Raw genomic sequence first — 12,907 nt, 5'->3', positions numbered from 1 at the left:
TTAGCGATGCTGAGGTCCGACGCCCGCCTGCTCAACCTCGCCATCGCGCTCTCCGCGCTGGCCGGTTTCGTGGATGCGCTCGGATTCCTCACTGCGGGCGGCTTTTTCGTCTCGTTCATGAGCGGTAATTCGACGCGGTTGGCGGTGGGGATCAGCGAGGGCTCCAGCGCCGCGCTGACCGCCGCGGGCCTCATTGCCGGGTTCGTTACGGGCGTCGTGCTGGGCGGACTGGTGGGGCATCGCGCGGGCGCGCATCGCCGTCCCGCCGTGCTCGGTCTGGTGACGGCGCTGCTGCTGGTGGCCGCGCTCGCCGCACCGATTTCGCCGACTTTTGCACTCGCCGCGATGGTCATGGCCATGGGCGCCGAAAATGCCGCGCTCGCCGATAATGGCGAGGTGAAGGTCGGGCTCACCTACATGACCGGCGCACTTGTCCGGCTGGGTCAGGCGCTCGCCAACCGCCTCACCGGCAAGGATGCAAGCCACTGGCGAGTCGATCTCGGCCTGTGGAGCGGGTTAATGACCGGCGCGATTGCAGGGGCTTTCGCTTATGCTAGGCTGGGCTCTTCAGCGCTGTGGATTGCGGCGGGTGTCGGAATGATCCTGTGCGTTGCATCAACGAGGACCATCGTGCCGAGCCGCTAAGTGGCAGCAGGCTGCGGAGGCGGCATAATCACGTTCCTCCACAGTCTGGTGCATCTGCGTTACAACTTTTCCGACCGCTCCTGCGCCTGGCTACCCTTCAGTCTCTTAGCGCTCTCGCCAGTATCGCCGCGCCCGTCGCGCGGGCTTGCCTCGTCTGTCATGCCTCCGGCGACAAGCCCGTCGAGCGAGCGTCCATCAAGCCCCAGTTCCTTCATCAGGCCGTCGAGAACCGGCGCCTGCGCTCGATAGGCGAGGGCCGCTGAGAGGGCGTCCTGCGCAAGGTTGCCCGATCCTCCTCCCGAGGGCGCTGCATTGGCGGCGCCACCCGCCTTTTGCGTGAGGCCATCCACCTGCACGATCTTGATGGAATCGATTGCCTCAAGTGGCTTGGCGCTTTCACGCACCAGGTCCGGCAGCACCTTGAGCAGCGCGAGTTTCGTCTGAAGGCTGATCTGGCTGCTTGAGAGGAGGTTGGCGGCCTCGTTGACAGCGCGTTGACCCGCTGCTTCGACTTCGAAGCGCACGCGGTCGGCCTCGGCTCTCAGCTTCGTCGCATCGGCCTCGCCCTCAGCTGCGCGTCGAATAGCCTCGGCGTGGTTCGTGGCCGCATCCTTCTCGGCTTCTGTCTGGACCTTCAGCTTGATCGCTTCGCGTTCCGCTGCTTTCGCCGCTTCGATCAGTTCGATGCGCTTGTCACGCTCGGCCACTTCAGTTTCGCGGCTGGTGATAACCTGTTCTTCGGCCGCTGCCGCTTTGGCGCGAGCGGCGTCAGCCTCGGCCTTTGCCTGGCTTTCTTCCCGGCTCTTGTTCTGAACGGCGATCTGCTGTTCCTGCCGGGCGATTTCTATGGCCTGGGCCTGTGCGATGCGGGCTTGTTCGATCGAGCGGTCAGCTTCGATCTGCTGCGAATCGATCAGCCGCTTGGCGTCGATCCGCGCGGCCTCCGCCTCCTGACTGCGCAGTGCCTGCTCCCGAGCGACTTCTGCCGCTTGCGCCGCACGCCGCATTTCGACCTCGCGTTCCTGCTCCAGCCGCGCGAACTCGTTATCGCGGCTGATCTGCAGACTGCGCTGATCGGCTTCGAGGTTCTTCGTCTCGATCTGGACCCGCGTGTCCATTTCGATATCGTTGCGCAGCTTCTTGCGCTGCTGGATCTGTTCGGTGAGCTTGGTCAGACCCTCCGCATCGAATGCGTTGTTGGCGTTGAAATGCTCGATGCTCGTTTGGTCCAGCCCCGTCAGTGAAACGGATTCCAGTTCCAGGCCATTCATCGCGAGATCCACGGATGAGACCTGTTGCACCTTCTGAACGAAGTCGGCGCGCTTTTCGTGCAGTTCGTTCATGCTCATTCCGGCCGCAACAGACCGAAGCGCGTCGACAAACTTTCCTTCGACGAGATCTTTCAGAGCTTCCGGCTGCATCGTGCGCAGGCCAAGCGTCTGCGCAGCCATGGCTATTGCGCCTGCATCGGGGCGGACGCGGACATAGAATTCGGCCTTCACGTCAATCCGCAACCGGTCGAGCGTGATCAGCGCATCCATGTTCTTGCGCTCCACCGCGAGGCGGACCGTATTCATATTGACCGGCATGGTTTCGTGCAGCACGGGCAGCACGAGCGCCCCGCCGTTCATGACCACCTTCTCTCCGCCAAATCCGGTTCGGACGAAGCCCACTTCCTTCGTGGCGCGCCGGTAAAGTCGCGCGATCGTAAAGCCGAAGATCAGGAGCAAGGCGAAGATCGCGCCTGCCCAGATTGCAATATCCATCAGGTCTAGTCCCTGCATTCCAGTCTCCCCTCGCCGTTAGATCGGCGCCAAACGTTTTTCCTCTAGGGCTACAGCGTAAAACCGCTCTCCTTCCCGGCGCACGAGGAGAACTTCGTCGCCTTCGCCCATTTCGGTGTCACTATGATGGGGCTCCACCATCACAAGGTGCATCTGACCATGATGATCAATGACCTGAGCGCGGGTTGGGCTTCCGCGGCTGGCGCGACCGGTGAGAATCTTCGCGCGGTGACCAAGGAGGGATTCGATCTCTACTGCCGTCGTCTCGTCGCCGGGCAGGATGCGCGCGAGCGGTCGCACGAGTGCTCCCGTCGCTGGTAGGGCTACAATCGAGGCAAGCAGGCCTGCCAGCCACGGAGCCAGTGCCTCGCCCAGGAAGGCGCCGGCCAGGCTTTGTATACTCACGCCGATCGCCGCGAAAAGCAGCAGGAGCACCGCCAGCCAGATCATGAATGGCACGCGGCCCACACCGACCAAGCTCAACAGTCCATCGGCTGGGCTTCCGCCCGATTCCGCGTCCAAGTCGGTTTCCGTGCTGCTGAACAGGTCACCGAGCCCAAACACCTGCAGGGCCGCGAGAAGAACCATCACGCCGAGCGATACCGCGAATGGCCAGTTATAGTCAGCCAGAAGGTTCATGATTCGCGCTGTCGATTTGACAGCCCCCGTTTCCGATTCCCGAGTCCATTTCGCCTGATAGCGACTATGAATCCAGCAAAACCGGACCTTCATCATACGATTTTTCTGAATGTTCCGGCGATTTGGACGTCATTTACTTCGAGAAACGGCCTGAATTCTCAAGATTTCGCCGCACGATTAGAGTGTCTCCGTTCACCATGTGTTTAATGTTTTTACGGGCCTCCGGATCATGTTACGCGGCAGGCGCTCCGTTTGTTCGCGGGAAGACTGGATTGATCTCCCCACTACGCGACGGGTTGATCTTACGTCACGACGCTGCTGCGCCCGCGCATCCTCGCGCCTTTATCCCCAACCTCCTTGCCTCAAAGCCCTCAAACGCGTAGGGGCTTGCCCCTTGTCCGCCACACCCCATGTTGTGGCGCGAACACGCTTGGAGTCTGGAATATCATGACGGCGAAATGGTCGCCCGCGAGCTGGCGGGATCATGAAGGGTTGCAAATGCCGATCTATCGCGATGCTGCGGCACTCGCGGCAGCCGAGGCGCAGCTTGGGACCTTTCCGCCGCTCGTCTTTGCAGGCGAGGCCCGCAACCTGACGGCCGATCTGGCCAAGGTCGCCAATGGCGAGGCGTTCCTGCTGCAGGGCGGGGACTGCGCCGAATCCTTCGCCGAGTTCCACCCGAACAATATTCGCGACACGTTCCGCGTGCTGCTGCAGATGGCGGTGGTGCTCACCTTCGCCAGCAAGCTGCCGGTTGTGAAGGTGGGTCGCATGGCCGGCCAGTTCGCCAAGCCGCGCTCGGCCGGGACCGAGACGATCGATGGCGTCGAGCTGCCGAGCTATCGCGGGGATAATGTGAACGATATCGCGTTCACGGCGGACGGCCGCGAGCCCGATCCGGCGCGCATGATCCGCTCCTACAATCAGTCGGCCGCCACGCTCAACCTGCTGCGCGCCTTCTCGACCGGCGGCTATGCCAGCCTCGACAAGGTGCATGGCTGGATGCTGGATTTCATGGGCCGCAGCCCCTGGGCCCAGAAGTTCAGCGAAATGGCCGATCGCATCGGCGAAGCTCTGGATTTCATGAAGGCCTGCGGTCTCTCGCCGGACACGGTGCCCCAGCTTGGCGGCACCAGCTTCTACACCAGCCACGAGGCGCTGCTGCTGCCTTATGAGCAGGCCCTGACCCGTCAGGATTCGCTCACCGGCCAGTGGTACGACACCAGCGCGCACATGCTGTGGATCGGCGACCGGACGCGCTTCGAAGGCTCGGCCCATGTCGAGTATCTGCGCGGCATCGGCAATCCCATCGGCATGAAGGTCGGGCCGAGCCTGCAGCCCGATGTGCTGCTGCGCCTGCTCGATGCGCTGAATCCGCGCCGCGAGGCAGGGCGGATCACGCTCATCACGCGCTATGGTCATGACAAGATCGAGGGCGCGCTGCCCCCGCTCGTGCGGGCGGTGATGCGTGAAGGGCATCCGGTGGTGTGGTCGTGCGACCCGATGCACGGCAATGTCATCAAGGCGGCCAATGGCTACAAGACGCGCCCGTTCGAGCGCATCCTCGCCGAGGTGCGCGGCTTCTTCGCCGTGCACCGCGCCGAGGGCAGCTTCGGCGGCGGCATCCATGCCGAGATGACCGGCCAGAACGTCACCGAATGCACCGGCGGCGCGATCGACATCACCGAGCAGAGCCTCGCGGATCGCTACCACACGCATTGCGACCCGCGCCTCAACGCGGCGCAGAGCCTGGAGCTGGCTTTCCTGCTGGCCGAAATGCTCAACGACGAGCTGGCAGAGCGACGCAAGCAGGCCGCTTAACAATCGGAAGGGCCGTGGCGCGCGTCACGGCCCGTTCCCGAGATTGAAAAAGAACCGCTATCGAGCGATTGCGCGGGCTTGCCCCTTGCGCGGACGGCATTCTCTGCCAAATAGGTTGGTATGCTTTCGCAACGCACGCGATATTCCATCCGCGCTCTCCAGCACCTGGCGCGGCATTATGGTGAGGGGCCGATCCAGCTCACCGATATTGCGGTCGCGCAGAATATTCCCGCCAAGTTTCTGACCGTGATCCTGTCCGAATTGAGCCGCGCGGGCCTGGTGGCGACGCGGCGGGGGCGGGAAGGTGGATACTGGCTGGCACTGCCGCCGATCGACATCCGCTATGGCGATATCTTCCGCCTGACCGACGGCGCGCTGGCCCTCGTGCCTTGCGCCAGTCGCTATGCGCACCAGCCCTGCAAGAACTGTCTGCCGGAAGATGAGTGCGAGCTGCGGCGCATCATGCTCAAGGTCCGTGACGAGACCGCCGCCATCCTCGACCGCCTGACGCTGGCCGACAAATTCGAGGATGCCGAAGTCGGCGCACCGGCCTGATCGCTTTCGACCTTCCAGTCTGTATTCCAAGGAGAGAGCATTGTCCCTGACCCTGCACGGCATCCCCAATTGCGACACGGTGAAGAAGGCCCGCAAGTGGCTGGACGATCAGGGCCTCGCGCATGATTTCCGCGATTATAAAAAGACGCCGCCGACGTCGGCAGAGCTGGCCGATTGGTCAAAGCAGGCAGGGTGGGAGGTGCTGCTCAACCGCGCTGGCACGACCTTTCGCAAACTGCCGGATGATGCCAGGACCGGGATCGATGAGGCCAAGGCCATCGCGCTGATGGTCGAGCATCCCTCGATGATCAAGCGCCCGGTGGTAACGGGAGCGAGCGCCTTGCTGGTCGGTTTCAAGCCCGATCAGTGGCAGGCGGTTCTTAAGGCCTAGGCAGCGGCGACGTAGCGATCGGGAACGACGCGGAGGCTTTGCGCATTTGTTCAGCAGGAATTTGCTGGAAGGAATGCATCATGAAACTCGTTCTGATCGGCCTCATCACGGCCAGTGCGTTGGCTGTCTCGGGTTGTTCGACCCTCAAGGGCGCCGGCATCGGCGCGGCGGCGGGCGCTGGTACGGCTGCCGTGACCGGCAATGACGTCGGCAAGGGTGCGGCTGTCGGTGGCGCAGCTGGCGCCGTGGTCGGGACGGTCGTCGACTAAAAACGCGGCCCTGGCCCGTCAGTCCTGATGATGGGACAGGGCGCCGATGACATCCTCGAGGCGGGCGGGGTCGCCCATGGCGATGACGTCGCCGGCGCTGGCTTCATGGAGCGGCTCGCCTAACCAGTCGCACATGTGCCCGCCGGCACCCTCGACCACCGGGACGAGCGCTGCGAAGTCGTGGAGCTTGAGGCCGGTCTCGCACACGATGTCGACATGGCCGCTCGCCAGCAGGCCGTAATTATAGCAGTCGCCGCCATAGATCGGGCCCTGACCCAGTCGGTCGCCGGCAACGGCTGCGGCGAGCGCGAGATAATGTTCGCCATCGTGCGCGTTGAACAGATGGGGGCTGGTGGTCGCCAGTTGCGCGCCTTCCAAAGCCCGACATCGCCGCGTGCGGGCGGGTTTGCCGTTGAACAATGTCGGCTGGCCCATGGCGCCGACCCAGCGCTCTCCACTGATCGGCTGATCGATGATGCCGAGGATCGGCCAGCCGTCCTGCATCAAGGCAATCAGCGTCCCGAAGATCGGGCGGCCCGCGATGAAGCTGCGCGTGCCATCGATGGGGTCGAGCACCCACTGGCGTGATGCCCCTTCGCGAACGGTGCCGAACTCCTCGCCGATGATGCCATCCGCCGGACGCTGCGCGTCCAGAAGGCCGCGCATCGCCAATTCCGCCGCGCGATCGGCTTCGGTTACCGGCGAGGCATCGGCCTTGGCCTCGATATCGTAAGGCGCGCGGAAAAAGGGGCGGATCGCGGCGCCCGCTGCGTCGGCAAGGGCATTGGCGAGGGTGATGTCATCGGGAAGAGCCATGGCATTTCGCTACGGAGAAAGCCGCCGAAGAGCCAGCGGTTTTCGCGCACGTTCCTCGCTAAAGAGACGGCGCTTCGATCCGTTTTTTGAGGGCATGAGCAAAGAGCCCCGACCATGCGCCTGCTGATGTGGGTCCTGACCCTCGGCTTTGCCTTTGGCGCGATGGGGCTGTGGCTGGACGGCGCTTTTCTGGGGGCTCGGCTGGTGGCTCTGGGGCTGGGCGCGCTGGCTGTCCTCGCCTGCCCATTCCTGTGGGCGCGGCCCGATGGGCTGGTGCCCGATGAGCTGGCGGTGCCCGGCAAGGCGCGGCTGATGCTGGCGCTGGCGCTGCTCTTCTGCGCGCCGCTGCTCCTGCCCTGGCAACTTTGGCTCTGATGCCTGTTGGCGCCGGCCGCGCCTCGGCCTATGCCTGCAGGAATGCCTGAGCTTCCCGAAGTCGAAACCACCGTTGCCGGCCTGCGTCAGGTGCTCGACGGGGCGCAACTCACGCTGGTCGAGCCGCGCCGGGCGGACCTGCGCTTTCCCTTCCCGGTCGATCTGCGCCAGCGGCTCACCGGGGCGCGAATCACCGGGCTGGGCCGACGCGCCAAATATGGCCTGATCGATACCGATCGCGGCGACACCATGATCTTCCACCTCGGCATGTCCGGGCGCTGGCGGATCGACCCGAGCGAAGTGGGCAAGCACGATCATCTGCTGCTGGAGACGGCCACCCACCGCCTTGCCCTCAATGACCCGCGCCGGTTCGGGTTCGTGCACCTCACACCAACCGATGCGCTGGACGCCTACCCGCCCTTCGCTGCCCTTGGCCCCGAGCCGCTGGGCGATGCGCTGACTGCCGACTATCTGGCGCAGGCGCTGGAGGGGCGGGCGGCACCGATCAAGGCGATGCTGCTGGACCAGCGGATCATCGCCGGGCTGGGCAACATCTACGTGTGCGAGGCGCTGAACATCGCCCGCATATCGCCGACGCGGGCGGCGGGGCGGATCTCGCGGGCGCGGCTCGCGCGGCTGGTCGAGGCCATTCGCGCGGTGCTGGTGGCCGCCATCGCCGCCGGCGGCTCCACGCTGCGCGATTATGCGCGGCCGGATGGCGAGCTCGGCTATTTCGCCAAGGACTGGCGCGTCTATGGGCGGGAAGGGCTGGCCTGCCCCTGCGGTGGCACGGTGAAGCGCCGGGTCGATTCAGGCCGCTCCACTTTTTACTGCCCCACTTGCCAGAGCTAGGCCGAGAGATGCGCCCACCCACCAAGACGCTGTCCATGTCCGCGCGCATCGCGGCGCTGCTGGTCGGCCTCATCGCCTTTGCCGGACTTTCGATCCGCTTTGCCGTCTCTCTGGAGACGACGGGCTCACCCCAGGCCGCCGCGTGGACGATGCTGCGCTTTTTTACGGTAATCGGCAATCTGCTCAGCTGCGTGGTGCTGTTTGGCGTGGCGCTGGGGGCGAAGGCACCGAGTCATCCCCGCCGGCTCGCGGGCGTGATGCTGGCCATGGGCTTGATCGGCATCGTCTATGCAGTGCTGCTGCGCGCGACGGAAAGCCTCAGCGGCCCCGCCGAGACCTCGAACCTCCTGCTCCATTACATCGCCCCGCCTGCGGTGGCGCTCTACTGGCTCGTGTTCGTGCCCAAGGGACGGCTGGTCTATGCCGATACGCTGCGCTGGGCGCTGCTGCCATTGGCTTATCTGGCCTATGCCATCGGGCGGGCGCAGTTCGATGGGCGCTATCCCTATCCCTTCCTCGATGTCTCCCGCCACGGCTGGGCGCAGGTTGGCGTGACCGTGGGCCTCATCGCTTTGGGCTTCATGCTTGTCGGAGCCGTGGTGGTGTGGATTGACCGCCGGTTGGGATGAATCTGCGCCAGAGATCAAGAAACGACTGATTGAGAGACACTTCCTGCGACGAAATCCCGCAGATACGCAAAAGTCCGCATGGACTTCCGCCTTTGCGTTCCTACATGGGTGTCTCCCCATGACGATCTTGCTCCTCACATATTGGCCCTCTTCACGCGCGCAGCCTTACGTCTGCCGAGGCCGGATTGTGAGCGCCCATGGCGAGCGCTGAGAGCAACCGCGACGCTGTTTCGCCCGAAGAGCGCATCACGCTTGAGGCTTATGAGATCGACGGGCTGTTCGGCGACGAGGAACTGACCCGCATCGTCGAGTTTGCCGGCCAGCTTTGCGACTGCCCCATCGCGCTGGTCAGTCTGGTCGAGGAGCATCGCCAGAGGTTCGTGGCGAAGACCGGGATCGACGCCACCGAGACGCCCAGGAGCATGTCTTTCTGCGCGCACGCGATGCTCGGCCATGATGTCATGGACGTAGGCGACGCGACGCAGGACGCTCGTTTTCAGGATAATCCGCTCGTCACTGGCGAACCGCATATTCGCTTTTATGCCGGGGCGCCGCTTGTATCCAAGAGTGGCGAGGCGCTGGGGTCGCTTTGTGTCATCTCACCAGAGCCGCGCACTGGGCTGACCGACATTCAACGTCAGGGTCTCACCGTCTTGGCGGAAGCCACGATGCGGCGGCTGGAGGCCCGACGGGTCATGCTCGCGCATCGGGCTTGGGAGAATGCCGCCGAAGCCGATCTGGCGGCAAGCGAGGAGCGCTTTCGGGTGCTGGCCGACGCCATGCCGCAAATGGTCTGGTCCACGCGGGCCGATGGCTATCATGATTATTATAATGCGCGTTGGTACGAATTTACCGGTGCGCAGCTCGGCCGGACCGACGGGACCGGCTGGAACGGCCAGTTCCATCCCGACGATCAGGCCAAGGCATGGGAGGTGTGGAGCCATTCGCTGGCCACCGGCGATCCCTATGAAATCGAATATCGCCTGCGCCGGTTCGATGGCGAATATCGCTGGACGCTCGGGCGCGCATTGCCGATCAGGGATGATGCCGGCAACATCGTGCGCTGGTTCGGCACCTGCACGGACATTCACGATCAGCGGATCATGCGCGAGCAGAAGGAGCTTCTCTCGCGCGAGCTGGTCCATCGCATCAAGAACATCTTCACCGTCATCGGCTCGCTGCTCTACCTCTCCAGCCGGGGCGTTCCGGAGCTGAAGGGCTTCAGCTCGAAAATGAGCGACCAGATTGCCGCGCTGGGGCGGGCCTATGATTATGTGCAGCCGCGCGAGGGCGCGCAGACGCTGACGTTGCAGGGGCTGCTCGGCGAATTGTTCGCGGCCTATAATCTGGAGGGCATTGAGCGCATCCGCATTCGCGGCGACGATGTGCTGCTCGCCGAAACCTACATGACCCCCATCGCCCTCGTGTTTCACGAACTGGCGACCAACGCCGTCAAATATGGTTCGCTCTCCTCGCCGGAAGGGTTTGTGGACCTGATGATCTCAGGATCTTCGGAACAGCTCAGGCTGGAGTGGCAGGAGAGCAAGGGCGACAGCGCGCCGCCCGGCGATCATCAGGGCTTCGGGTCCGATCTCATCCGGCTGAGCATCGAGCGCCAGTTGCGCGGCACCTTCGTGCGGGAATGGTTGCCGCGCGGCCTCAAGGTCACGACGACCATCCCCTATCGCCTGCAGGCGGCCTGACTCCCCTGTCAGTCAGCAGTCAGTGGCGCGCAGGCAGCCTGCAGCCATGCCAGCTCCTCGCCATCCAGCTGCGGCCCGATGATCTCCCGTGTGCGTGCGTGATAGGCGTCCACCCAGGCCCGTTCAGCCGGGGTCAGCCCGTCGACGGCGATGAGGGCGCGGTCGATCGGCGTATGGCTCAGCGTCTCGAAGGCATAGAAGGGCCGGTCGTTTTCGCCGGTGCCGCTCTCCACCACCAGCACCAGGTTCTCGATGCGGATGCCATATTCGCCGGTCTTGTAATAGCCCGGCTCGTTGGAGAGGATCATGCCGGGTTGCAGCGGTTCGTCCCCGCCGCCGAACGTCGCAATGCGCTGCGGGCCTTCGTGCACCGACAGGAAGCTGCCAACGCCGTGTCCGGTGCCATGGGCATAATCCAGCCCTTCGGCCCACAGGAATTGACGGGCGAGCACGTCGAGCTGGCTGCCGCGCGTGCCGGCAGGAAAGCGCGCGCAGGCGAGCGCGATATGGCCCTTGAGCACCAAGGTGAAGCGGTGGCACATCTCCTGCGTGGGCGTGCCGATGGCCATGGTGCGGGTGATATCGGTCGTCCCGTCCCGATATTGCCCGCCTGAATCGACCAGCAGCAGCGAGCCCGCCTCAACCGGCCGGTTCGTCGCCTCGCTCGCCTTGTAATGGACGATGGCGCCATTTGGGCCTGAGCCGGAAATCGTGTCGAAGCTGAGGTCCACGAGTGCGCCGGTTTCTTCACGGAACGCCTGCAACCGGTCCGACACGCTGATTTCGGTCTGCCCGCCCTTGGGGCCTTCGATGGACAGCCAGTGGAGGAACTTGGCCATGGCCGCGCCGTCCCGCGCCTGCGCAGACTTGTGGCCGGCAATCTCGGTCTGGTTCTTCACGGCCTTGGGCAGAACAGCGGGATCGCGCAGCGGCTTGATCAGGGCGCCGGCCTTGTCCAGCGCTTCGAAGATCGCGGAGACGGCGCGGTCGGGGTCGACAGCGACGGCCTTGCCGGCAAGCCCTGCCAGCGCATCGGTGAAAGCGGCGCGGTCCAGGATGTCGACCGAATTGCCGAGATGCGCGCGCACATCGGCATCGATCTTGGCGGGGTCGACGAAGAGCTGCGCCTTGCCGTCCGCATGGAGCAGGGCATAAGCCAGCGCGACCGGCGTGTGGGTCACGTCCGCGCCGCGAATGTTGAAGGTCCAGGCGATCGAATCGAGCGCGGTGAGGACGGTGGCGTCCACGTCCTGCGCTTTCATCCAGTCCGCCATATCGGCGCGCTTGGCGGCGCTGCTCTGCCCGGCATAGCGGTCTTCATGCGGCACGAGGCGGGCCTTGCTGGGATCGGGCCGATCATCCCACACGGCATCGACGGGATTATGGTCGACCGGCACGAGCGTGGCGCCCTTGCTGGCAAGCGCACGCGTCGCCTCCTCCACCCAGCGGCGGGTGTGAAGCCAAGGATCATAGCCAATCCGTCCGCCCGCCGGGGCATGGACCCCGAGCCAGGCGGCGACGCTCGTTTGCGGCACGCTCTCGAACTGCCATTGCGCGCCATCCACCTGATCGCGCACCTGCAAGGTGTAGCGCCCGTCCGTGAAGATCGCGGCTTCCTCCGGCAGGACCACCGCGCTGCCCGCAGAGCCCAGAAAACCGGTGAGCCAGGCAAGCCGCTGCGCATAGCCGCCGACATATTCGGACAGATGCTCATCGGTGAGCGGCACGACGAATCCGTCGAGCGACTGGCGGGACAGCTGGGCGCGCAGGGCGCGCAGGCGATCTTCATGGGTAGACATGGACAAGCGTTCCTGTTCGCGCCCGCATTCGTTCATTTTTAAGGGGCGCTCGTTAATCTCTGCCGGACAGCATAAGCGTTTCCAGACGGCTTGCCAGCATTTGCCGCCACTGCTGGCAAACAAGACCGGGAACGCTCATGCGATCAGGACCAGAGCAAAGATCACCCTATGACCACCGGGCAAACGCCTTTTCTGACGCATAGCTGGCCGGTTTACGAGGCAAGCTGGCGCCTGCCGATCATGCCCATGGTGAATCGGGAGGAGAGCGCGCTGGACAATCAGGGCATTGGCCTGTGGAGCTGCCGGCTGACCGACGAAAGCCTGACATGGTCCAGAGCCGTCTACGATCTGTTCGGCATCCCCGTGGAAGAGAAGCTGACACGGTCGCTGGCGACATCGATCTATCTGGCGGACTCGCGGGCGGCGATGGAGTCGCTGCGGGCCTATGCGATTCGCCATCGTCGCGGGTTCACCATGGATGCGCGGCTGCGCCGGCCGGATGGCGCCTTGCGCTGGATGCGGCTGACGGCCGTGCCGGTGCTGTGCGAACGGCGTGTCGTGCGGCTCACCGGCACCAAGCAGGATGTCACGGCGGAGTATGAGACGCAGATGTGACAGCGGCGGGCCGC

The 12,907-nt window shown here is 64.4% G+C and carries 14 protein-coding genes; 10 read left to right on the top strand and 4 right to left on the bottom strand.

What is annotated here, in order from left to right; genetic code table 11:
- Nucleotides 1–6 precede the first annotated feature (6 nt).
- Nucleotides 7–645, top strand: a complete 639-nt coding sequence (locus tag M2339_RS11630) for a YoaK family protein (RefSeq protein ID WP_264586519.1) — start codon at nt 7–9, stop codon at nt 643–645.
- Between the two features lie 59 nt (nt 646–704).
- Here M2339_RS11630 and M2339_RS11625 read toward each other — a convergent pair whose 3' ends face one another.
- Together M2339_RS11625 and M2339_RS11620 are read right to left on the bottom strand one after the other, a co-directional pair.
- A complete protein-coding gene (locus M2339_RS11625; protein WP_264606351.1) occupies nt 705–2,411 on the bottom strand; it encodes a flotillin family protein in 1,707 nt (568 codons plus the stop codon).
- A 36-nt stretch (nt 2,412–2,447) separates the two neighbouring features.
- Entirely contained in the window at nt 2,448–3,068 is a 621-nt protein-coding gene (locus M2339_RS11620; protein WP_264586521.1) for a YqiJ family protein, read from the bottom strand.
- A 447-nt stretch (nt 3,069–3,515) separates the two neighbouring features.
- Between M2339_RS11620 and M2339_RS11615 the strand changes: the two genes are divergently transcribed.
- The 4 genes from M2339_RS11615 to M2339_RS11600 all read left to right on the top strand — a co-directional run bounded on the left by M2339_RS11615 (nt 3,516) and on the right by M2339_RS11600 (nt 6,104).
- Complete coding sequence (locus tag M2339_RS11615; protein WP_181558640.1) at nt 3,516–4,889, top strand: class II 3-deoxy-7-phosphoheptulonate synthase; 1,374 nt, start codon at nt 3,516–3,518, stop codon at nt 4,887–4,889.
- A 120-nt stretch (nt 4,890–5,009) separates the two neighbouring features.
- On the top strand, nt 5,010–5,444 hold the full coding sequence (locus tag M2339_RS11610) for an RrF2 family transcriptional regulator (RefSeq protein WP_181558641.1): 435 nt from the start codon (nt 5,010–5,012) through the stop codon (nt 5,442–5,444).
- Between the two features lie 40 nt (nt 5,445–5,484).
- Complete coding sequence (locus tag M2339_RS11605; protein ID WP_264586522.1) at nt 5,485–5,835, top strand: arsenate reductase; 351 nt, start codon at nt 5,485–5,487, stop codon at nt 5,833–5,835.
- An 80-nt stretch (nt 5,836–5,915) separates the two neighbouring features.
- Entirely contained in the window at nt 5,916–6,104 is a 189-nt protein-coding gene (locus tag M2339_RS11600) for a YMGG-like glycine zipper-containing protein (RefSeq protein ID WP_181558643.1), read from the top strand.
- A gap of 18 nt (nt 6,105–6,122) precedes the next feature.
- Here M2339_RS11600 and M2339_RS11595 read toward each other — a convergent pair whose 3' ends face one another.
- The gene (locus M2339_RS11595) at nt 6,123–6,920 is read right to left on the bottom strand and encodes an inositol monophosphatase family protein (RefSeq protein WP_264586523.1); all 798 of its coding nucleotides are present in this window, start codon (nt 6,918–6,920) and stop codon (nt 6,123–6,125) included.
- Between the two features lie 114 nt (nt 6,921–7,034).
- On the opposite strand from M2339_RS11595, the gene M2339_RS11590 reads away from it, so the two are divergent.
- The 4 genes from M2339_RS11590 (at nt 7,035) to M2339_RS11575 (ending at nt 10,479) form a co-directional block, all read left to right on the top strand.
- Nucleotides 7,035–7,295 (top strand): hypothetical protein, encoded by a 261-nt coding sequence (locus tag M2339_RS11590; RefSeq protein WP_181558645.1) that lies wholly within the window; start codon nt 7,035–7,037, stop codon nt 7,293–7,295.
- A 42-nt stretch (nt 7,296–7,337) separates the two neighbouring features.
- A complete protein-coding gene (gene mutM, locus M2339_RS11585; protein WP_264586524.1) occupies nt 7,338–8,147 on the top strand; it encodes a bifunctional DNA-formamidopyrimidine glycosylase/DNA-(apurinic or apyrimidinic site) lyase in 810 nt (269 codons plus the stop codon).
- 8 nt (nt 8,148–8,155) lie between these two features.
- Nucleotides 8,156–8,776, top strand: a complete 621-nt coding sequence (locus tag M2339_RS11580) for a Pr6Pr family membrane protein (protein ID WP_264574391.1) — start codon at nt 8,156–8,158, stop codon at nt 8,774–8,776.
- A 197-nt stretch (nt 8,777–8,973) separates the two neighbouring features.
- Nucleotides 8,974–10,479, top strand: coding sequence for a PAS domain-containing protein (locus tag M2339_RS11575; RefSeq protein ID WP_264586525.1), 1,506 nt, complete (start codon nt 8,974–8,976; stop codon nt 10,477–10,479).
- Between the two features lie 8 nt (nt 10,480–10,487).
- On the opposite strand, the gene M2339_RS11570 is transcribed toward M2339_RS11575, so the two are convergent.
- Entirely contained in the window at nt 10,488–12,278 is a 1,791-nt protein-coding gene (locus M2339_RS11570; RefSeq protein ID WP_264586526.1) for an aminopeptidase P family protein, read from the bottom strand.
- A gap of 168 nt (nt 12,279–12,446) precedes the next feature.
- Between M2339_RS11570 and M2339_RS11565 the strand changes: the two genes are divergently transcribed.
- Nucleotides 12,447–12,893 carry a PAS domain-containing protein gene (locus M2339_RS11565; RefSeq protein ID WP_181558649.1) on the top strand — a complete coding sequence of 149 codons (447 nt, stop codon included), beginning with the start codon at nt 12,447–12,449 and terminating at the stop codon, nt 12,891–12,893.
- Nucleotides 12,894–12,907 lie beyond the last annotated feature (14 nt).

Origin of the sequence: Sphingobium sp. B2D3C (assembly GCF_025961835.1) — a bacterium.
Taxonomy (GTDB): Bacteria; Pseudomonadota; Alphaproteobacteria; order Sphingomonadales; family Sphingomonadaceae; genus Sphingobium.
The sequence above is the reverse complement of the archived record's forward strand: the minus strand, read 5'-3'. Positions and strand labels throughout refer to the sequence as shown.